Source organism: Burkholderia aenigmatica, from assembly GCF_048627025.1.
GTDB classification, from domain to species: Bacteria; Pseudomonadota; Gammaproteobacteria; order Burkholderiales; family Burkholderiaceae; genus Burkholderia; species Burkholderia aenigmatica.
In genome coordinates this window covers 1,451,111-1,472,982 of sequence record NZ_CP184469.1, presented here as the reverse complement: position 1 = coordinate 1,472,982, position 21,872 = coordinate 1,451,111, and the positions used below count along the sequence as shown (strand labels likewise).

The following is a 21,872-nucleotide window of genomic DNA, read 5'->3' as shown; positions in this document are numbered from 1 at the left end:
CGCACGACGCGGGGGACGGTGGCGGCGCGATTCCGCCACGCGGCGGGCACTGAAAGTGTGGGTTGTCGAACGTTTCTTCCGAGTGCGCCCACCTATACTGGCCGGACCTGAACGCAGGCCGGCGGTACTTCGCCGCACCTGGTCGGCGCAATTCGCACGGGGCGGCTTGCGCGCACCATGTCGCGCGCCACGCCTTCGCGTCGCTCCGCTCGACAACATGTGTCTCCAGCATCATGAACGGAAACCGATCGATTAACCGGCTCTGGGCCGCCACATTCATGATCGCGATCGCGAGCGAGGTCTTTTCCGGCGCGATCCGCTACTACACGTCGCTCGCCGGCATTTCGATGCTCGGCTATCTGCCCAAGGCGCTGATGGTCGGCTGCATCGTGCTCGGCCTCGTGATACGCCCGCGCATCGATACGCTGCTCGTCGGAAGTTACCTGGCCGTGCAGCTGTGCGTTTCGCTCGCGAACGGCGTCAGTCTCGTGGCTGCGTGTTTCTGGATCTGGACGGTCGCGCCGTTGCTGTTCGTGCTCCTCATGCCGCCCGGCGCGCTCGACATGCTCGAGTCGAACCCGATTCGGCTCGCGTTCGTCGTGTTGACGACGGCCTGCTGCGCCGGCGTCATGCTCAACGGGTTGGTACACCTGCCATGGGTGGGCGGCAGCATCGACGTGGACGGCGTCAATGTGCAGCTCGCGTCGTCCAATTACGTCGGTACCGTCCCGCGCCTGACCGGCTTTGGTCGAAGCAGCGCCACGACCGGCCTCGTGATCGGCTTGCTGACCACGTGGCTCGTCCCGCGCCTGCGCAACGCGATGGCCATCGCGGCGCTGCTCGCAATGTCGGCGGCCGCGATCTGGGCCACCACCAACAAGACGACACTCATTGCGCTTTCGCTCGTGCTGCTCTGTTTCGCCGCGCTGAAAACGGCAGGCCTCAGACGCGCCTGTATCGTCCTGACGAGTTTGATGATCGTATTGCCCGTTGCGGGGTGGGTGATCGCCGCGACGATCAACGTGGGTGTCCCCGATACGGGGTCGCTCGCTTCGATGCAGGACCGGCTGTTGAACACGTGGCCAAAGCTGCTCGACGGCATGGCGAGCGCAAACCTGCTCTGGTTCGGCGTCGGGCCCGGCGGCTTCGGTTCCGCGACGGCTTACTATACGGCCGACTTCGGCTTCAATACCGGCTACTCCGATAATGCCGCGCTCTATGTCGTCGCGAATCTCGGTGTAGCGGGAGCCATGCTCGTCATGCTCGTATTTGCGCAGCGCGTGCTTGCAAGTCGTACCGATGACCCGCGAGCGTGGCTGATGCTGCTCTTCGTGCTGTTGAGCGGCGTGACGACTGACATCTTCGAAGCGCTTGGCTGTCTGCTCTTCACGGGCCTCGCGATCCGCACGCTGACCGTGCATGCCGGCCGTGAGCGTCGAGCCGGGCGCGATGCCCCGGGACGCGCGGCGACTTGGGTGGGCAGTCGATGAGCCTGACCATTCAACCTGCACGCGCGAGGTCGTGGGCGAGGTGGTTCGCGACCGCGCTGCTTGGGGCCGTCGTCATATCGACTGCATCGAAACCCGCCAGCTCGGACGAGCCGGCCGTCGTCCTGCCGAATGGGACGCAAACGTCGACGCTGCCGTTCGTCGCTCTCCCGCGCTTTTTCGACACGCGCGCGAATTCGGGTGTCGCGATTCACGAGATCGCCGATCCGGCGTTGCTCGACGCAGTACGAGACGCCGGCTTCTCGTTCGTCCGTACCGACCTGTTCTGGGATTCGGTGGAAACGCCGAAAGGCTGGGATTTCTCGCGCTACGATGCACTTGTCGCCAACCTGCGCGCGCGTGGGCTCGGCGCGCTGTTCATCCTCGGCTATGGGCATCCGCGATACGCGCCCAAGCAGCCGCCGACGTCGCCCGCACAGATCGACGCATTCACCGAGTATGCGACGCAAGCCGCGCGGCACTATCGCGATCAGCCCGTACGCTTCGAAGTCTGGAACGAGCAGGATCACAAGGACTACTGGCTCGCGCCGCCATCGCCGGCCGCGTACCGGAACCTGCTGGAAGCGACCGTCCGGGCGGTCAAGGCGGCGAATCCGAATGCGGTCGTTGCGACAGGCGGCGTTCAGCAGGTCGACATGACATTCATCCGGGCGGTCGGTGATATCGGCAGCGCATCGCAGCCCGCACCCGATGCGGTCAGCGTACATCCGTATCGGCAGAGTGCGCCGGAAACCGCGTTGGGCGACTATGCTGCGCTCACGCGCGAGCTCGCCACGTATCGTATCGCTCCCGCCATCTGGGCCACCGAATGGTCGTATCCGACCTATGCATACAAGTACGTGGCGCACACCCGTGACGGTCACGATCCGGTCGCGCGCGAGCGCCAGGCGCGCTACGCGGTACGGCGTTTGCTGGTCGACTGGATCGCGCAGATCGGGCTCACCGCCTACTACGACATGCGCAACGATGGCCGCGACCCGAAGAACATGGAGCACAATTTCGGCCTGCTGGACGCCGATAACACGCCGCTGCCCGCATACGTCGCGGTGCGCCATCTGTTCTCGTTTACCGCGAACGCCCGCGACGCACGATTGTTTCTCGATCCGGTCCGCCGCTTTGCCATCCTGCAATTGCGGGCCGACGGCGTCGTGAAGTACGTGGTCTGGTGCTATGAAAACAACAACGCGGTAGACGTCGACCTGTCGCAGTTGCCTGCTGCCGGCACGTCCGCATCCGATCTCTATGGAGCGTCGCTCGACATCACGCGTCGTCGGCTGACACTCCGCGAAGAGCAGGGCCCGGTGTTCATCGTCTCGGCGGCTGGCCGATAGCCGGCAAGCAAGATCGGAAACGGTCGCCTCATACAGAAAATCAACATGACATCCAACGCACGAAACATCCAATATCCGCAGCGAGTACCGGACGAATCCGGGATGGTGCAGCTTTGGCAAGCCGTCACCCAGCATCGCCGCCTGTTCTTGACAACGATCGGCGTAACGCTCGCTGCTGGCGTGCTGTACGCGTTGCTGGCCACGCCGCAGTATCGGGCCGAAGCGCTGCTGCGTGTCCAGACCAAGCCCGGCTCTTCGATCAGTTCGCTGTCGGACGTCTCCGGAACGATTGCGGCGTCGCCGTCCGCGTCCGACGAAAGCGAGATGCTGATTTCCCGCGCGGTCATTGACAGTGCGATCGAGGCGACCGGTGCCGATCTCGATATCCGCAATGCAAGCCGGTTTCCGCTGATCGGTTCGATCGTCGCATCGCGCTCGGATTCGGACGATACGCTCGCGCCGGCGCCACTGGGGCTGACCGGTTATGCGTGGGGGGGCGAGAGGCTCGACATCGGCGAATTCTCGATTCCGACGAATGCGCTTGGCGATCGATTCAGGATCGTGGCGGACGACGCGAACACCTGGACGCTCCAGGACGACGACAACCATGCGCTTGCGCATGGCACGGTCGGTGAAACGGTACCGTTCAGGTTGCCGGGCGAAGCTACGGCCGGCCGGCTGCGCGTCGACGTGTTGCGCGCTCGTCCGGGTATCGCATTCACGGTGCGCAAGCAGCCGGAGCCGCTCGTTTTCGAAAACGTATCGAAGCATCTGAAGACGGTCGTGCCGAACCGCGACTCGACACTGGAATCGCCTTCGATGATTCGGCTCAGCTACCAGGCGGACAGTGCGCGGGAAGCGAAAAAGATGGTCAACGCGATCGTGCAGCAATATCTGCAGCGTGACCTCGCGTTTCGGACCGATCGCGCACGGCGCAATCTCGACTCGCTGCGCCAAAGGCTGCCGGTACTGAAGCACGACTTGCAAAAAGCCGAGGACGATCTGAACCGGTACCGGACGCAGAACGGTGCGATCGACGTCGACCAGCAAGGCGCCGCGCTGATCAGTCGCCTCAACACGCTGGCCGAGCACCAGACCGCGTTGCAGATCTCGCTCGACGACGTCAGGCAGCGTTTTCTGCCAAAGAGCTTCCAGTATCAGACTGTGCAGTCGCAGCTCGAGCAGGTGAAGCGCGAGATCCGTGACACGAGTGCAATGGCGGCTCAGTTGCCGACGACGCAGCGCGAATTCGTGCGGCTGTCGCGCCAGGTGACGATCGCGACGCAGCTCTACACCAGTGTGCTGACCAACGCGCAGCAGCTCGAGCTCGCCATTTCCAGCGCGTCGCCGGGCGTGACGGCCGTCGACTGGGCAGTCGCACCGTTCCGGCCGGTGTGGCCCAAGCGCGGCATCGTCGTGCTCGGCGCGCTGTTTGCAGGCGTGTTCCTCGCATTGACGGGTGTGCATCTGCTGTCGCTGTATCGCCGTGAACTTCATTCGCCAGCCGCGTTGGCCAGGGTGGCCGATCGCCCCTGTCTCGCGATCGTGGCGCCGTCGCCTGCATTGGCAGCCGCGCCTGGCGGACCGCGCCTGACAGCGTTGCCGTTGGCCGCGACGCATCCCGACGACACGGGTATCGATTCGGTGCGCGCATTGCGAGCGAGCCTGAAGGTGGTACTCGCGGCGCCTGGTCAGGGTGGCAAGGGCGGCAAGGTCTTGCTGTTCACGGGGACGACCGCGGGCGTCGGCTGCAGTTTCGTATCGTCGAATCTGGCGTACCTGCTGGCGGGAACGAACGCCAGCGTGCTGCTGATCAACGCCGACTTGCGTGCTTCGTCGATGGCCGGCGGTCCGGGCCTTACCCAGGTGCTCGACGGCTCGGTGTCGCCCGATACCGTGACGTTACCCGTGGCGGGAAGCCACCTGTCGATCATGCCGGCGGGTGCTCCGGTCAAGACGTCTCCTGGCGAGTTGCTGGAAGGCGCGGGGTTCACGGCACTCATCGCGTCATTGCGCGAGCGTTACGACTTCGTCGTCATTGATGGACCGCCGCTGCTGCCGAACAACGACGTGCTTGGCATCGTCGGTGTGAACTGCGACGCGCACGTCCTTGTTTCACGCAGCGGCGTGACGCGCGTCGCCGACGTTGAGACTGCGTTGTCTCGTTTGCGGAGTATCGGTGCCGATATCACAGGGCACGTCTTCAATACATACACTGGATCGAGCCGGCCGGTCGTCGAACGCGTGCGGATGCGTGGTTTTCCGGTTCGCTCGACCGAGCGCCAGCGCGTGTAATGTCGGGAAACCACGGTGTCGTGGATTCACGTAGCGGCACCGACGAGGCCAGGGAAAGGGGACGGTCCCACGCTGTTCGGTTGGTGTCGTTTGCCGCGCTGGAGAACGGCATCGGAGGGGCGGTCAACGTGGGCGAGCGCTTGCCGGCTGGCGGCGAGCGCTCATTCTCCGTCCGATGAACAGTGAGTCGAAACCGAGTTGATCCGGCTCGACTCGCATCGGCCAGCTCAAAGCGTATTGAATATCCGCGTCATCATTTCCGCGCTCTTGCTCCAGCTGTATTGCTCGGCATGGATGGATCCCCGGCGTTTCAGGTCCGCCCTGAGATCGGCAGAATCGAGCAAATTGCGCAATTTTTCTGCAATGTCTTTCGACGAATAGGGATCGCAATAGAGCGCCGCATCGGCGCAGACTTCCGGCAGCGCTGCCGATCTTCCCACCAGGGTCGGGCAACCATATCGCATCGCCTCGAGCGGCGGAATGCCGAACCCCTCGTAAATCGACGGATAGAGGAAGCAGGCCGCATGCTGGTACAGCGCCTTCAGCTTCTCGTCGCTGATGTACCCGGCGTACTTGATGTTCGGCTCGGGCGCGGAGATATCGTCCTGCACGCCGAACACGGCGGTATTGCGCATGCCGACGATGACGAGATCGACCGACGGGTCGTCGATTTGCCGAAATGCCTCGATCAGCCGGCCGAAGTTCTTGGTGGGGTTCATGCTGCTGACCGCCAGTACGAACCGGCCGGGCGTGAGCGCGTGCTCCTTCAATACGCTCGGGTCTGGCACCAGTGCATCGAGGTGGTCCGAACCCAGTGGTACGACGCTGATTTTGTCCGTTGAAACACCACAGTGGTGTGCGAGGCGATCGCGCGAGAAGCTGGAGTTCGTCAACACGCAAACGGATGTGCGCGCAAGAATCCAGAACATGATCCGGTACCAGGCCCGGAACGGTCGGGAGAAGTGCGCGGGTGTGTCGAATACCGCCGCGTCGTGCATATAGATGATCTGGTTGCCGAGGAAAATGGAACCTGAATTGCTGAGGTTGACGATCCGGTCGCGGCGAGCAAATAGAGGCAGGACCAGTTGCTCCCAGATCACGCCCTTGGCGAAACCGACCTTGACCGTCTTCGTGCCGCTCACCACGGCATCGGTATGTGGCGGAACCAGGAGCGTGACGGAATCTTGCGGCTGCGACCGGACCAGTGCAGCGATCAACTCGCGTGCGACGCGTTGCACTCCTGTCGTTTTCTGGGTGGCGAAACGGCCGTTATAAACGAGTTTCCTGGGTTCTTTGATGTTGCTCATGTCAAATCCGGTGTAATCGATGCGTGGCGGCGCGCGTGCGTATCTTGTTCAACCGCACCGCCTGCATCGTGTCCATGACGTGCATCGGTTCGATTGTTGGGGGGCGACCGACTTGCCGAGTGCATCGCTGTCGAGGCGGACCCGCACGGTTCGCGATTTCGGCGATGGATCAGGCCTTGACCTGTTCAGGCGCGGCATGCTCGAAATACCGGGCATCGGCGCGAAGCTGGCGTGCGTTCAGTCCGTAAAGGGACTGCCACTGCCTGAAGATGGAACTCATCGAAAACCGATGGAGCGCAAACTTTCTGGCAGATTCCCCCATTTGTTCTCGAAGCTGCCGGTCGTCGCGGAGCAGGGCCACATACCGCGACATCTCGTCGACACTTGACGCGACATATCCGGTCACACCGTGAATGACTACGTCGCGGTTGCCGACGACGTCCGTCACCACGGCGGGCAGGCCGGCCACCTGAGCCTCGATCAGTGCCAGCGGCATGCCTTCCCAGCGCGAGGTCTGGACGTAGATGTCCAGTCCGGACGTCAACTCGAGTGCGCGCGAACGCGTCACCCAGCCGCTGCAGACAATTGCCTGACTGTCTCGAGGATCCGGAATCTCTTCGGCGTTACCGCCAATCCAGAGAAACTCGACGTCGGCGTCGTGCAGCTCGGACGCCAGCTGTACGAAGGCTTGGTGATTTTTCTGGAACGACGCGCGACCGCTCATTCCGATTGCAATCTTGTGATCGTCACGTGCCCGACGCGAAGGGATCTCGACGACGTTGACGCCGTTCTCCACCAGCACGGCCGATTTCGCTCGAATTCTTCCCTTGATTTCCCTGAGTTCGCTATCCGAGCAGGCGACAATGGTTCCGCCGAGGAGGGCTGCCATTCGCTCGAAACTCAGGTAGGCGAACTGCTTCGCGAGGGAAACATCGCAGCGCAGAAACGACAGGCCATGCGGGGAATAGAGCACCTTTGCGGCAGGTGCGGCGATCCTTGCTGCGGCTCGTCCCAGCACGCCGGCCTTCGACGAATGAAGATGGATCACCGTCGGACGGCATTCACGAAGGCATTGAACCAGCGTGCGCAAACCGAGCAGGTCCTTCTTGACACTGACTTCGCGGGTCAGGTCGACGTGGACGAGCTTGACGTCGGGCCTGAAGAGCGTCGGGAAGTCGTTCGGCGTTTCGGGGCGAATGGAATGCAGCACGGTCACGTCGACGCCGGTTGCCGCGGCGTGATTGGCGAGATGGACGAGCATTGAAAGCACGCCACCACCAAACGCTTCGACGATATGAACGATCCTTTGAGTGGTCATCTTCTGGGCTGCCTGTTCGACCGGATGACGTGAGGTCGACCGCAAAAGCGAATATCCGACGGGGCGCCATGTCGACGACATTCAATTCGGTCGATGGGGAACATTAAAAATATGTATGACTAAGTGAATGGATGGAATGAAGTCTTGCCGTCCGTGTCCGTTCTACCTCGCTCGGGCGCGCGATATGTCGACGTTGTCGGGGGATCGATCCACTCGATGGGGCATCGATATGACGAGAGGGCGAAATGCGTCCTTGCTGCTGGAAGGGATCGGACGATTCATGTCGCGCAACGGTGATCGTTCGTTCGAGGACGTGTGACGCCACGTGTCTGAAGCATTGTGCTACGCACGTGCGACGTGCTGGGTGCGATGGCTTACATTGGACGACCGGAACCTGGCTGGCCGCGCGTCGGTCTTCCACGTGTGCGGCGGCATGGTCGGCACGTGCTTATCGAGCGACGTCTGGCGCGTGCGTTTTCTTTGACGCAATCGGGGCCGGTTTCGCCTCCCGTACTTCGACGGCCCGCCCGTACTGATCGTCGAAACGGACGATGTCATCCTCGCCGAGATAGTCACCCGACTGCACCTCGATGATTTCGAGCGGAATCCGGCCGGGATTCTCGAGCCGATGCAGTTCGCCGACCGCGATATACGTCGACTCGTTCTCGCAGAGCAGGAATGTCTCGTCGCCACGCGTCACCTTCGCGGTGCCGCGTACGACGATCCAGTGCTCGGCGCGGTGATAGTGCATCTGCAGCGACAGCCGCTTGCCGGGCTCGACGACGATCCGCTTTACCTGGAAGCGTTCGCCGAGGTCGATCGAATCGTAGTGTCCCCACGGCCGCTGCACCTTGCGGTGTTCGCTCGCCTGCGGGCGCCGTTCGGTCTTCAGCCGCGCGACGATGTTCTTCACGCGCTGCACGTCGTGCTTGTTCGCGACCAGCACGGCGTCGGGCGTCTCGATCACGACGACGTCCTTCATGCCGACGCACGCGATCAGGCGGCCCTCCGAGCGCACGAGGCTGTCCTGCGTGTCCTCGAACACGATCGGGCCGCGCGCGACGTTGCCGTGATCGTCCTTCGGCATGATCTCCCAGATCGCATCCCAGGTGCCGACATCCGACCAGCCGGCCGCGAGCGGCACCACGATGCCTTCGATGCCGAGTTCGCGGTGTTCCGCGAGCCGTTCCATGACCGCATAGTCGATCGAGTCCGACGGACACGCGTCGAAGGCCGCCGCGTCGATCCGGAAGAACGGATCTTCGGCGATGCCCGCACGCCATGCGGCTTCGCAGGCCGCATGGATGCCAGGCGCGAGCGTGCCGATCGCCCGCAGCCAGACCGACGCACGCGTGACGTAAATCCCGCTGTTCCACCAGTAGTCGCCCGATTGCAGATAGCGCTCGGCCAGCGCCGCGTCGGGCTTCTCGACGAAGCGCCCGATCGCGTAGCCACCCTGGCCGCCGTGGCGGCCCGCGCGCGGCTCGCCGACCTGGATGTAGCCGTAGCCGGTTTCCGCGCGCCGCGGCAGCACGCCCAGCGTGACGATTGCGCCTTCCTGCGCGTAGCGCGCCGCGCGTGCGATCGCGTCCTGGAATGCGCCGACGTCGGCGATCACGTGATCGGCCGGCATGACCGCGAGCACGGGATCGTCCGCGAGTTGGCTCGCGTCGAGTGCCGCCAGCGTGAGCGCGGGCGCGGTGTTGCGTGCCGCCGGTTCGAGCAGGATGCGGGCGGGCGCCGCGCGGCCGAGCACCTGTGCGGCACTCATGACGCGATGCTGTTCGCCGCAGACCAGCAGCAGCGTGTCGCCGAGCGACGCGTTCGCGATGCCGTTCAGGCGGCGCGCCGTCGTCGACAACGGCGATTCGTTCGAGACCAGCTCGATCAACTGCTTCGGATACTGCTCGCGCGACAGCGGCCACAGTCGCGTGCCCGAGCCGCCTGCGAGAATCACGGGCAGGATGTGCGGCAGCTCGGGTTCGGGAACCGGGCGAAGGGTGGGGGTCATCGATTGGCTCCAGTGTCGGCGGGCAGCCGGTTGTGTGCATGGCTGTCGGTTCGCGCGTCGTCGTTGCGCGACCGGTGCGCCGAAACGGTCCGGGTGAGCAGGTTGCGCAGCGCGCCTGCGGCGCGGCTGGCCGGCCGGACCAGGCCGATGAATGGCGTGCCCTGTTCGAGATACGGGCCGTAGGCCTTGCGGAATCCGAAACGTTTGTAGAACGCCTGGCGCGGCGCCGGCACGTGCGTGCGCACCGCGGTGTCGGGCCACGCAGCCTGCGCGGCGGTGAGGGCACGCTCGATCAGCCGCTCGAGCGTATCGTCGTCGCGACAGCTCTCGCTCGTCAGTACCTTGTCGATCACGACGTCCGGATCGATGTCGTCGCCGGGCAGGATGCGTGCGTAGGCCGCGACTTCCATCGTGTCGCCGTCGCGCACGCTCGCATAGACATGCAGCGCGCCCGCGTCCTTGCCGTCGATGTCGAGATGCGTGTGCGCGTCCTCGACCACCAGCACGGCGTTGCGCGCGCGCAGGATTGCATAGAGATCGACGGCGCCCAGATGTTCGAATTCACAACAATGCCATTCCATGATGCTGTCCTCGCGTGATGCCTTCGGCACGCCGTGCCGCACGGACGCGATCGTTCCGTGCGGCGCGGCGATCCTCATCATCCGGGCACGCCGTGCGTCGGTCTGTTCGAAAGCGTACTCACGATCCGGATTCGCACGGCAGGCGCGGTACGCGCAGCCGCGGCTTGCCGCGCGAGCGTCGCTAAGTGCGGTAGCACACACCGCGGCAGCCGGTGCTTTTCCATAATGGCCGCGATCCTGGTGGCCCGCCTCGATGCGTGGCCAGTCAACATCGCATGTCAATAAAGAACCGGGGGCAGGACTTGAAGATTGCGAGCGTTCACGACGGGCCGGTCGTGCGTGGCGGTACCGGGCACATATTCACGCAGGCGGTCGGCAGCTTGGTGCAGGCCGACCCAATGCTGCTTCGTCGAATTTCTTCAGGATCGTGCGTGCCCGTGCGGCGCACACGTCCTTCATCCGCATGCCGTTGTCTGACCGCATGCGCTACCGCAGCGATCTGCCGTGGTTGCCGCTGGCAATCGCGCGGTGCGGCCTGGCCCATTGCGACCACGTGCAGGCCACACTCGCGCCGACGGAGCGCAACGCACAGTCGCGGCGGGTCCATGCACGGCGCGTCGGACCGTCATGCTGCACTGCGGGAGATCGGTGTCGGCACAACCGGTTTCACGCGTGGCCGCGACGATGCACCGGAGGACGACCGGCGCGAGCGACATGCGCTTCTCCGCGCGTCGGCACCGCGAATTTCGATGCGCGATGGAGGGCGGTTGATTACGGCGTGTAACGGACGAGCGGGGGATGAGCGGGCCGTGCGCCATCGCGATACGATGCGGCCGTCCGGCGGCGCGCGCGATTATGCGGTGAGTGGAATGCGGTGCCGGCCTTTCCCGGGGATTTCGATGGAAATCACGGGCAATCAGCCACCCCCATTTTGCGGAAAAGTAGTATTTGCCACTGATTGACTGGAATGCTCATAGATAATCAAATCTGAGTGGTCAAACGCGTGTAGTGCGGGGCGACCAGTCGCGTAACCGGTTGATTCAGGTTTATCTTTTGGTAACAAGACCATCTCCAAACGGGGTGTAAATTCAGGAGCGGATGGGATGCGGCGGTCATTCCGGCAACGGGTTGGCGGCCATCCGGTTCAGCATCGGGCGCACCTGTCGTGTACGACGTGACGCACATGCCGACGGCATTCCCGTCTGCCGACGCGCTCCGCCTGGATGGCGGGTCGCCTCAAAGCGGGGACGTCGTGGCTCCCGCAGCCGCGCGTTCCCTTCGAGTTCGATGACAACGAGGCCGGATGACATCCGGCTCGACCTCCGGGGGCTCTCGCCGTGTGCAGTTTCGATCTTCGCCAAAGCTGCGGAAACGCAGCGCGGAAAGGCGGCCATGCGCCGCCGGCCGCAGCGCACGCGAACGGTTCGCGGAGTGGAGAAAGTGATGGTTCGCTATGAATATGCCAATAACGCGCGATAAGAGCGCCGGCGCGGGGAGCGGTAACGGGCAGCGTCCGCTGATTTACTGGACGCAGTCGCCGTCCGTCATGCTGCGAAAGGAACTGGCGCGACGCGACTGGAAAGTGTCGATCGTCGCGCAGGCGAGCGACCTGCGCGAAACGTCCGGCGAAATCACCTGCGGCATCCTCGACCTCAGCGGCGGCCATGCCGACGCGATCGGCAGCATCGCGTCGACCTGCGCGTCGATGCGCGACGTCGTCTGGGTCGCACTCGTCGACGCCGGCCAGACCGCGTCGCCGAACGTGCGCGCGCTGTTGCGCGACTATTGCTTCGATTACGTCACGTTGCCCGCATCGCACCAGCGGATCGCCGATACGGTCGGCCATGCGTACGGGATGGAGTGCCTGTTCGCGCGCGACCGGGAACGTCTCGAATCGGAGGAGAAAGGTATCGTCGGCACCTGCAGCGCGATGCTGCGGCTGTTCGACACGGTGCGGCGCTTCGCGCGCACGGATGCACCGGTGTTCGTGTTCGGCGAAACGGGCACCGGCAAGGAGTTGACGGCTGTCGCGATCCATCGCCATTCGGAGCGCCGCAACGGCCCGTTCGTCGCGGTCAACTGCGGGGCCATTCCGCCACATCTGCTGCAGTCCGAACTGTTCGGCTATGAGCGCGGCGCGTTTACCGGCGCGAACGCGCGCAAGATCGGCTATGTCGAAGCGGCAAACGGCGGCACGCTGCTGCTCGACGAGATCGGCGACCTGCCGCACGAGAGCCAGGCGAGCCTGCTGCGTTTTCTGCAGGAGCGCGCGATCCATCGCCTGGGCGGCAGCGATCCGGTGCCGGTCGATGTCCGGATCGTATCGGCGACGCACGTCGACCTGCGCGGTGCCATGGAGGAAGGACGCTTTCGGCCGGACCTGTTCCATCGTCTGTGCGTGATGCGCATCGACCAGCCGCCGCTGCGCGCGCGCGGCAAGGACATCGAACTGCTCGCGCATCACATGCTCGAGCGCTTTCGCGGCGATGCGCGCCATCGCGTGCGCGGCTTCTCGACGGATGCGATCACGGCGCTCTACAAGCACGACTGGCCCGGCAATGTCCGCGAGCTGATCAACCGCGTGCGCCGCGCGGTCGTGATGACGGAAGGGCGCCTGATTACCGCGCAGGATCTCGAACTCGAATACTGTCTCGATGCCGCGTCACCGTCGGTGGCCGACATCCGCAAGTCGATCGAGCGCGAGGCAATCGAAACCGCATTGCTGCGCACGCGCGGGCGCGTCGCGGCTTCGGCACGCGAGCTCGGCGTGTCGCGTGCGACGCTGTATCGCTGGATGGAAGCTTACGGAATCGAGCGGCCGCGCGGGACGGGTTCGTCCGACTGAGATTCGACCGGGGCGCTCGCGGCTTGCGGCAGCCGCGAGCGTCCTGTCAACCGGCCTGCGTGGCGCGCACCGTGCGTGCGGCGTTCACGGCCCGGATTTCCACCACGGGCGGCCCATCGGCCGCGGCCCCGTTCTTCCCGCCCATTTCGAGCGGAACGAGCACGACACGCGCCGGCGTGCCGGGCGCGAGGTGGAACCAGTCGTCGCGCGGCATGAAGCCCGGCGCATCGATCTGCACATGGCGTGCGACGTGCCGTGTGTCGATGTCGACGTGCCACGTGTCGCCGGTGCGCGACACGCACGCCTCCAGCCCGAGTTCGCGGCGCGCCAGCACGGCAGGGTGCGTGCGGGACGGGAAATGGAACGCCTGCGACAGCAGCGCGCCGTCGTCGGCGGCGCGTAGCGTCGCGACGACGGTGTCGTGTTCGCAGGGCCCGAAGCGGTACGCATAGGTCCAGTCGAAGAAGCGGCCGAGCAACTCGGCCGAGCCGATTCGCAGCGTGTCGTGCGCCGCGATCCGCACCGGGCAGCCGGCCCGCGCGACCGGCGTGCGGCCGTCGCGCAGCGCGACCAGTTCGAGCGTTGCCGACAGCGGCGCGGGGCGTTCGTTGACGACATGCACGTCGAGCCCGTTCAAGCCTTCGTCGACGACCAGCACCTGCACGGGTTGCAGGACCTGGCGCAACGCATGCCACGCCGATTTCGGCCGGTGCGCGGCGTCGATCACGCCCCAGCCGGCACCCGGCATCACGTCCAGGAATTGCCAGACGAGCGCGCCGGCACAGCGCGAGCCGGTGCGACGCCATTCGGAAAACGTGTCGCGCATCAGGTCCGCGATCACCGCGCGCGACAGCTCGAAGTAGCGCGCCGGATCTTCGCGCCGCAGCCGGTCGGGCGCGACGTCGTAGAGGGTCTGCAGATAGTGGTCGCGAACGTCCTCGAAATCCCACGACGTGCCGGGGTCGCGCGGCACGGTGGCCTTCCAGCGCGGCTCGTGCACGCCGGGCCAGCCGAGCTCGGCGAGCGTCGCATCGCACGGCACGTTCGAGAACGCGAGGCATTCGCTCGCGAAGCGCACGTCCGCGCGGCGCGCGTCGTCGAGCGGGCGCAGGTACGCACCGACGCCGTAGTAGTGCGACACGCGTTCGCGCGGCGCGAACGGCAGCACGCCGCCGTCGGGCGAATCGGGCACGTACGGGACGTCGGGCCGGCGTGCGGCCGCAAGGCCGGCCAGCCGGTCGGCGGTCAACTCGAGGAAGCGCTGCTTCGGCCCGAGCCCGGACATCGCGGCCTGTTGCGCGATCTCGCTGCCGCCGCACAGTACGGCAAGCGACGGCGATGCGCCGTGACGCGAGAGGAACTGCCGCGCCTCGCGATCGACGTTGTCCGCGAACGCGGGATCGTCGAGCGCATAGTCGAAGTTCGCGAACATGAAATCCTGCCAGACCAGCAGCCCGAGCCGGTCGCACCAGGTGTGAAAGGCATCGGCCTCGTAGGCCATCGTGCCGCCGACGCGGATCATGTTGAAGCCGGCGTTGCGCGCGAGCCCGAGCAGGCGGGCGTAGGTGGCGTCGTCCGCGTGCAGTGCGAGCGGCGCGGCGCTGCTCCAGCATGCGCCGCGCGCGAACACGGGCACGCCGTTGATGCGCAGCCCGAAACCCTTGCCGTCGGCGCCGGCGTCGACCTCGATCGTGCGGAAACCCGTCGCGCCGAGCGGCCGCCGCTCGTCACCGATATGCAGTGCAATGTCGTACAGCACCGGCTCGCCGTGCGTATGCGGCCACCAGCGGCGCACGCTGGGCACCGCGACGCTTGCGCGCAGACGGTCGGGTCCGGCCCGTTCGAGCGTGGCGTGGTGCTGGCCGCATGACAGCCGTGCCGCGAGCGCGTCGGGCAGCGGTGCGGCGAACGTCAGTTCCGCGTCGAGCCAGCCCGTGTCGCCTTCGATGCGCGCATGCAGGTCGCATTCGACGAGAACGGGCCCGTCGGCCGGATCGAGCACGTCCACGGGCCGCCACGGGCCGGTCGGCACATGCGGCGGAAACCAGCCGGGCATGTGTCCGAACAGCGACGTGCGGATCGTGCGCAGTGCCGCCGGCTCCGCGAGCCGCGTGCGCCAGCGCGCGCGGCGCGGCGCGCGCGTATCGTGCAGGTGCGGCGCGAGCGCGCGGAAACAGAGGGTCAGCCGGTGCGTGCCGTCGAGCGACACGGCTACGTCGTGCGCGACGAACATGCTGTCGGAGCGGAGGATCGGGGTGTCGTCGAGCCACGCTTGCGCGAGCGTCGCAAGGCCGTGAAAGCGCAGCACGCGCGGCCCGTGTCCGCGCAGTTCGATCCGGTACCAGTGGTCGCGCTCGTCGAGCGATTCGGCCTCGTCGAGCCGGCCGGCGAGCGCGAGCGACTGCGCGACCGTGCCGGGCACGGTCGCCGGGATCCAGTCGGCGCCGGCGGCCGGGAGGTCGCGCGGTTCCCGTGCGGCGCCCGCGGCCGTCGCCAGCATCGACCACGCGGGCAGGGCACGCGTGCGCGTCACCGCATGACCGGCACGGGTGCCGCAGTGTCGCTGTGCACGGGCGTCAGGTGCCGCAGCGGCAAGCCGATCTGCCGCGCGCAGGCGACCACATCCGCGTACGCGGCCTCGATCGCTTCGAGCGTCGAATCGCCGTGCTCCTCCTTGCCGCGCGCGCAGGCGCGCGCGAGCCGGAATTCCAGCACCATCGCTTCGGACGCGATGCGATCGCACGCGGCGCGGATCTCGGCGAACGGCCCGACGCAGCCGCTGGCCTGCAGCCAGCGCGCGTAGTGGCCGAACAGTTCGAAATTCGCACCGAGCTGCCGAACCGAATTGAACGAGTAAGCATGGAAGTGCTCGAGCGGTGAGTCGGCGAGCGTCCGCGCGTCGGTCTGCAACTGCCGCCGGAACGCGGCGATCGGGTCGACCACCGGCAGGCGCCGCAGGTGCCGCTGCAGCGCGGCGAGCGACGTTTCGCACAGCGCGCGCTCGTCGAGCGGCGCAAACCGCCGCTTCGCGCATTCGACGTACGGCGGCAGCGTCATCGGCGAACTGCCGCCGACGAGCCCGTTGTAGTCGAAATCCTCGGCCACGTAATAGCCGCTGTTGTGGAAATAGCCGATCTGGCGCTTCGCGCGGTCGATCGCATCGATGCCGATCGTCGTCTTCGTGTGCTGCGTGCGGTAGCTGCTGCCGCGCGTATCGGGCAGGAACCACGCGTCGACTTCGACGATCATCAGGTGGCCGCGCGCGACCTGCGTCTCGATGTGCAGGTCGAGCGGTTCGTAGATCGAGTGCTCCTGCACGACGATGCCGTACAGCCGCTCCAGTTCGTCGTGCGGAAACTTGAAGAACGTGAACTGGTCGCCCTCGAAGTCGAGCGCAATCGTGAACGGCAGCGCCGCGTACGGATTGAAGCCCCACCACCGGAGCACCTCGAGCCACATGTCGACGTAGCAGTTGGTCTGTTTCCAGACCATCTCCTGGCTGTGCAGCGGATGCGGCCGGTAGTGGCGCGCGCGGTGGCGCACATCCTCGAACGACGCGTCTTCGCCGTCGCGGGACACGAATCTCATGGCGTGCCCCACAGCACGTCGCGGACTTCGCGCGGCCATGCGTCGAGGTCGAAGCCGTGATGGCGGAACAGCGCGAGCGTGAGCCGTTCGAGGCCAAAGCCGACGCAGCCCGTGTGCGCAACGTCGCCCGTCGCGGTGCGGATGTTCCACAGCAGCCCGAAATGATCCATGTGGTAGTTGAAGCTCAGGCAGGCGGTCTGGCGACCGTCGTGCTCGATCGGGATCAGCAGCTCGAACTTCAGGTTCTGTTCGCGCTGGCTGTTCGCGACGATCTTGCCGCCGCGCCCGAAGAACGGGTCGTTCGCGAGATCGATCGCGTTGGGCAGGCGCAGCGCCTCGATCATCCGCGTGCCGCGTTCGATCCACGTCTCGCGGAACGACACGATCTGCTCGGGCGTGCCGATCCGCACGTATTCGCGCATCCGGAACAGCTGCATCCGGGTCGGATCGAGCGACGGCTCGTGGCGGAAGCAGTACGAGAAGACGTCGACGATCCGCCCGTCCGCCGGCAGCGCGCCCGCGCGCGCGACGACCGGATAGACGGGGTAGCACGCGGCCGGCGTCATCACGACGTAGGTCGGCTTCTGGCTTTCCGTCCAGTCGTCGCCGCGATCGAGGCACTGCAGTACGCGCTGGTGCTGGCGCTCGTCGCCGCAGAACGCATGCACGCTGCCCGCGAGCTGCGGGAAGCTCTTCATGTATTCGCTGCGCTCGAACTCGGTGCGGCTCATCGCCGGCGGGAAGCGCAGCACTTCCGCCTGCTGGTCGGCACCGATGCGCGTGACGAACGCATCGAGCGCTTCGACGACGCGCTCGAACCGTTCGCTGCGGCCGAACAGGCCCTGGATGCCGGTCGAGACCAGCAGGCCCGCATCGATCAGTTCGTCGCGCAGCGGGTTGACGCCTGCGCGGTCGAGCGGCGCGTCGGCGGGAGCGGAGGCGGAGGAGGGCACGGCAAGGCGATCGTTCACGAATGTTTCTCCAGCGTCGCAGGACGCAGCGCGAGCAGCAGGTTCGAGGTATTGGCGGCAATGCGGTCGTTGTTGATCATCAGCGGCGCCGCGTGCAGGTCGCGAATGTGGCGACCGATGCTGAACGGCGTGCCTTGCTTGTAGCCGGCCATCCCGCAGATCATCATGGCCTGGTGCGCGACTTCCAGCGCGGTCGTCGACACGTAGGTCTTCAGCGTGTTGATTTCGGCGGCCCAGGCCATGCCGGCCGACCACGAGCGCGCCGTCGCATTCGCATGGAGGCGCAGCACGTTGTCGACGCGGGCCTGCATCGCCTGCATCAGCGCGAGCGATTCGGCGATGCGCCGCGACGCGGGCGACGGTGCGCCGTCGGTCTGGCGTGCCTGCGCGCGGAAGAACTGGTGTGCGCGATGGAACGCGTCGCCGGCCACGCCGATCCATACGGCGGCCCACAGGATGTGCGATACCGGCACCATCGTTTCCTCGGCGATCTTCGCGAACGGCACCGGCAGGCACTGGACGGTGGCGCCTTGCGCGTCGAGCTCGAAACCGTTGCTGCAGGTGCCCCGCATCCCGAGCGTGTCCCATTCGCCGCGGCGCGTGAGCGTGTAGCCGTCGCGCAGCAGCGTGACGAGCACCTGTTCGGAAGCCGGCGCGTCCGCATCGCGTCGTGCGGTCGCGAGGATGCCGTCCGCATAGTCGCCGTACGAGATCGTCGGCGCGGATTTGCGCAGCCGGAACTCGCCGCCGTCGATTTCGAGCGCGCACTGGCTCGCGCGCAGGTTGCCGCCGACGCCGTCTTCCGACGTGGCCGATGCGAGCAGCCACTGGTGACGCACGAGCTGCTGCAGGAACAGCTTGTGCCAGCCCTGGTCGGCTGCGTGATCGACGATGCACGCGACCTGGATCTGGTGCATCGCGAACACCATCGCCGACGACGCGCAGGCCTGGCCGAGAATCGAGCAGGCCGACACGATGTCTTCCAGCGACGCGCCAGCGCCGCCCAGATGGGTCGGCACCATCGCGCCGAGCAGGCGGCGCGCGCGCATCGCCTCGATCGCCTCGACGGGGCAGCGCGCGTCGCGGTCGACCGCGTCCGCGTGCTGCGCGGCGATCTGCGCGACGGCATGCGCGGCCTCGTCGAGCCGACGCGAATCGCTGTCGGCTGCGAGTTCGGGAAGCGGCGCGCTCATGCGGAATGCTCGGTGCGTTGCAGCGTGGCGATCGTGTCCGCGAGCGCATCGATGCTGCGGAACAGGTTGCGGTTCAGCATCTCGTCGGGAATCTCGACGTTGAATTGCTTCTCGACCGCAAGCATCAGCTGGATCGTGTCGAGCGAGGAGAGGCCCGCTTCGTAGAGGTCGTCCCCGTCGCCGATCGAATCGATCGCGGCTTCGAGGTGGGCGACGTGCTTCAGGATGGTTCTGATTTCGTTTTTCACGTGCTGCTCCGGCGTGCGTGGTGTCGTCCGCTCGGGCAGACGCGCGATACGCGCTGACGTCCCCCCGGCAGTCCGGCATCAGTAGACCATTGGCAGACACTGCGTTCTGTTCGCCACCCTACAAACAGCTAACCCCGCGCTAACCACGCGCAACGAAGCGCCGCGCCGCGCAGGCAGGCCGGTCAGGTGCGCGATGCGGCCGGCACGCCCGAGTCGGCCGACAGGATGCGCTTCATCTCGTCGCGCACGATCGCCCGGCAGCCGCACGACATTTTTTCGAGGCCGTCGAGGTCGGCGAGCTCGATCGAGCTCCGGTATTGCCGGATCAGGCCCAGCTTCTGGATTTCGCCGGCCGCATCGGTCACCGTCTCGCGCCGCACGCCGAGCATCTGCGCCAGCATGCTGTGCGTCACCTGGATCTCGATGCTGCGCGTGCGGTCGTATGCCAGCAGGAACCATCTGCATAACTGATGTTTGAGCACGTGATGACGGCTGCAGAACGTGATCTGCGAGACCTGTGCCATCAGCAGCCGCACGCAGACGAACACGAGATGGCGGATCACCGGCGATGCATCGAACGCGGCGGCGAACATGCGCCGGTCGAGCCGGTAGACGAAGCCGTCGCGGCAGGCGACGGCCCGGCAGGGCATCCGGCCGCTGCCGCCGATCACGTCGTCGCATACCACGCTCTCGCTGCCGATCTCCGCGACTTCCAGCGTCATGCCGCCGGACGACACGTACTGCAGCGAAATCGCGGTCGTGACGGGCAGGTAGACCGCGGCGAGCATTTCGCCGGGTTCGCAGAGGACCTGCCCCGATTTCAGGTGGACGAGTTGAAGGTGGGGCGCCAGCGTCGCGAGCTCGTCGCGGTCGATGGCCGCGAGAAACCGGTTCGCGTCGAAGCTGTGGGAAAGCTCGATCATGCCGTTCGCGTGCGCGACGGCGTCAGGGGCCTGGTGAGTCACGGCGCATCCTCGTAGGGTGGCGGTCGCGCGTCGTCGCGGCGATACCCCGGAAAGGGGAATTCGCACGCTCGTGCGGACTTGTGTTCGTCATGAATGGAGTGACGGTACTGGCGAAAAGGCTAGCACGCTATTGAATTGGATCAATTGCACATTGCGTCATTTCACAAAGTTTGACGATTTTTGCGTGAGAGCAAACGTTATCTGGATTTAATGATTCATTTCGCCGGAATTAATCATCCGAAAACAGAATGCGACGGCGGCGATTCATTCGGTGTCAGCCGTGAATCAATCGAGTGGCGGCGCGCATCGCGCGGGGAGAGTGCGTGACGGGCATTGAACATTATTTGACAAATAAATGGTGCTCGCAAGAATGTGATTGAAAATCAATGTGTTGCGTGTGAAGTGTGCGATAGGTCGCAGAGTATTGAATTAGTGTGTCGATTCAAATTTGAGACAGTTTCAAACGACCGTGTGAGGTGGGGTGTCTCCGCGGAGCATAGTCCGGGACGTCATGTAAACAATTGAAAATAGACTGTAAGTATATGAGCGACAAGCCTCGTGGCACCGGTTCGGCTGCCTCGGCTCGATGCAAAAGAAATGATCAGTCAAATGGCGTGCAGTGTCCATGGTCCGGAAGAGTGTCCGGAAATGAGACGGTTTTTTGTTTTTTAGCCGATTATTCGGGCGATCTAAATCCGGCGTGATTCACATATTAAGGATGGGCATGTATTGGCACGTAAATCGCTTATTCGGGCTGGCGTGTCGAAACGGGACGGTCGACTCGATCCGGCGGCGACAAGCCGATGGTCGGTCGGAATCAGGGTTGTGGGCCGCAACCGCTGGGAACGTCCGGGCGCGCATCGCGATAACGAGTTCCGTGCACGCGGCAGCAGGCGGTGCGGACAATAAAAGGGATACAGACATGTTTCATCTTCACTCGAGCTACTCGGCGAATGCCATTCTCGCAGCCCTCCCGGAGGACAGCATCCGCACCATGGCGCCGCATCTGGAACTGGTCCGGGTCAAGGCCGGGGCACTCGACCGGGTCGGCGAGCCGATGCGCCACGTGCATTTCCCGACGACGGCAATGATGTCGGTGCAGCACCTGATGGAGGACGGTGCGATGGTCGAGGTCGCGCAGATCGGCCGCGAGGGGGTAGTCGGGCTGGCCACGCTGGCCGGCGGCGCCTCGGTGTCGCATCGGGTCGAGGTGCGCATCGGCGGAATGGCCTATCGCGTGCCGAGCTGCGTGATGCGTGCCGAATTCGAGCGCTCGCCGGCGACCTACCGTCTGCTGCTGAACTACTGCCAGGCGACGATGGCGCAGATTTCGCGCAGCGCGCTGTGCAACCGGCATCACTCGGTCAGCGAGCAGCTCAGCCGCTGGCTGCTGCTTGCGCACGATCGCATCGACGGCGACGAACTGGCCGTCACGCAGCAGACGATCGCGAACATGCTCGGCGTGCGGCGCGAAGGCGTGACGGAAGCGGCCGGCAACCTGCAGGAAGCCGGATTGATCCGGCAGCGCCGCGGCCGCATCACGGTGCTCGACCGCGACGGCCTCGAACATCACGCGTGTGAATGCTACGACCTGATTCGCGCCGACTATCGCAGGTTGCTCGGCACGCGCGGGGCGGCGCGGCCGACGCCTACGCCGGTTCGCCCCCGCATGCCGGAGGGGCGTTGCGGGTTCCCGGCACATGGTGCGTGA

At 65.4% G+C, this 21,872-nt stretch carries 15 protein-coding genes; 5 read left to right on the top strand and 10 right to left on the bottom strand.

All coding sequences use genetic code 11. From position 1 onward, the window contains the following. Window positions 1-278: 278 nt before the first annotated feature. From ACN8ZM_RS23640 to ACN8ZM_RS23630, 3 genes are all read left to right on the top strand, one after another. A complete protein-coding gene (locus ACN8ZM_RS23640; RefSeq protein WP_420212660.1) occupies window positions 279-1,490 on the top strand; it encodes a hypothetical protein in 1,212 nt (403 codons plus the stop codon). Continuing rightward, window positions 1,487-2,839 carry a cellulase family glycosylhydrolase gene (locus tag ACN8ZM_RS23635; RefSeq protein WP_420212544.1) on the top strand — a complete coding sequence of 451 codons (1,353 nt, stop codon included), beginning with the start codon at window positions 1,487-1,489 and terminating at the stop codon, window positions 2,837-2,839. The genes ACN8ZM_RS23640 and ACN8ZM_RS23635 overlap by 4 nt, the downstream gene beginning before the upstream one ends. A gap of 102 nt (window positions 2,840-2,941) precedes the next feature. Next, complete coding sequence (locus tag ACN8ZM_RS23630) at window positions 2,942-5,134, top strand: GNVR domain-containing protein (RefSeq protein ID WP_420212543.1); 2,193 nt, start codon at window positions 2,942-2,944, stop codon at window positions 5,132-5,134. A 227-nt stretch (window positions 5,135-5,361) separates the two neighbouring features. On the opposite strand, the gene ACN8ZM_RS23625 is transcribed toward ACN8ZM_RS23630, so the two are convergent. From ACN8ZM_RS23625 to ACN8ZM_RS23610, 4 genes are all read right to left on the bottom strand, one after another. Beyond that, a complete protein-coding gene (locus ACN8ZM_RS23625) occupies window positions 5,362-6,441 on the bottom strand; it encodes a glycosyltransferase family 4 protein (RefSeq protein WP_420212542.1) in 1,080 nt (359 codons plus the stop codon). A gap of 169 nt (window positions 6,442-6,610) precedes the next feature. Continuing rightward, entirely contained in the window at window positions 6,611-7,759 is a 1,149-nt protein-coding gene (locus ACN8ZM_RS23620; RefSeq protein WP_089453132.1) for a glycosyltransferase, read from the bottom strand. A 448-nt stretch (window positions 7,760-8,207) separates the two neighbouring features. Next, a complete protein-coding gene (locus tag ACN8ZM_RS23615; RefSeq protein ID WP_420212541.1) occupies window positions 8,208-9,770 on the bottom strand; it encodes a mannose-1-phosphate guanylyltransferase/mannose-6-phosphate isomerase in 1,563 nt (520 codons plus the stop codon). Continuing rightward, on the bottom strand, window positions 9,767-10,351 hold the full coding sequence (locus ACN8ZM_RS23610; protein WP_043183916.1) for a drug:proton antiporter: 585 nt from the start codon (window positions 10,349-10,351) through the stop codon (window positions 9,767-9,769). Before ACN8ZM_RS23610 ends, ACN8ZM_RS23615 begins: the two co-directional genes overlap by 4 nt. A gap of 1,453 nt (window positions 10,352-11,804) precedes the next feature. On the opposite strand from ACN8ZM_RS23610, the gene ACN8ZM_RS23605 reads away from it, so the two are divergent. Further along, the gene (locus ACN8ZM_RS23605; RefSeq protein ID WP_043183473.1) at window positions 11,805-13,196 is read left to right on the top strand and encodes a sigma-54 dependent transcriptional regulator; all 1,392 of its coding nucleotides are present in this window, start codon (window positions 11,805-11,807) and stop codon (window positions 13,194-13,196) included. Window positions 13,197-13,242: 46 nt separating this feature from the next. Here the strand turns inward: ACN8ZM_RS23605 and ACN8ZM_RS23600 are convergent, their stop codons facing one another. The 6 genes from ACN8ZM_RS23600 to ACN8ZM_RS23575 all read right to left on the bottom strand — a co-directional run bounded on the left by ACN8ZM_RS23600 (window position 13,243) and on the right by ACN8ZM_RS23575 (window position 20,161). Next, window positions 13,243-15,729, bottom strand: coding sequence for a glycosyl hydrolase 2 galactose-binding domain-containing protein (locus tag ACN8ZM_RS23600; RefSeq protein WP_420212540.1), 2,487 nt, complete (start codon window positions 15,727-15,729; stop codon window positions 13,243-13,245). Continuing rightward, complete coding sequence (locus ACN8ZM_RS23595; protein WP_043183477.1) at window positions 15,726-16,784, bottom strand: DUF1839 family protein; 1,059 nt, start codon at window positions 16,782-16,784, stop codon at window positions 15,726-15,728. Before ACN8ZM_RS23595 ends, ACN8ZM_RS23600 begins: the two co-directional genes overlap by 4 nt. After that, window positions 16,781-17,755 (bottom strand): amino acid--[acyl-carrier-protein] ligase, encoded by a 975-nt coding sequence (locus tag ACN8ZM_RS23590; protein WP_420212539.1) that lies wholly within the window; start codon window positions 17,753-17,755, stop codon window positions 16,781-16,783. Before ACN8ZM_RS23590 ends, ACN8ZM_RS23595 begins: the two co-directional genes overlap by 4 nt. After that, entirely contained in the window at window positions 17,752-18,948 is a 1,197-nt protein-coding gene (locus ACN8ZM_RS23585; protein WP_420212538.1) for an acyl-CoA dehydrogenase family protein, read from the bottom strand. Before ACN8ZM_RS23585 ends, ACN8ZM_RS23590 begins: the two co-directional genes overlap by 4 nt. Then, the gene (locus ACN8ZM_RS23580; RefSeq protein WP_043183482.1) at window positions 18,945-19,196 is read right to left on the bottom strand and encodes an acyl carrier protein; all 252 of its coding nucleotides are present in this window, start codon (window positions 19,194-19,196) and stop codon (window positions 18,945-18,947) included. Before ACN8ZM_RS23580 ends, ACN8ZM_RS23585 begins: the two co-directional genes overlap by 4 nt. Window positions 19,197-19,378: 182 nt before the next feature. Beyond that, on the bottom strand, window positions 19,379-20,161 hold the full coding sequence (locus tag ACN8ZM_RS23575) for a Crp/Fnr family transcriptional regulator (protein ID WP_043183483.1): 783 nt from the start codon (window positions 20,159-20,161) through the stop codon (window positions 19,379-19,381). A 922-nt stretch (window positions 20,162-21,083) separates the two neighbouring features. Here ACN8ZM_RS23575 and ACN8ZM_RS23570 point away from each other — a divergent pair. Further along, a complete protein-coding gene (locus tag ACN8ZM_RS23570; RefSeq protein WP_420212537.1) occupies window positions 21,084-21,872 on the top strand; it encodes a Crp/Fnr family transcriptional regulator in 789 nt (262 codons plus the stop codon).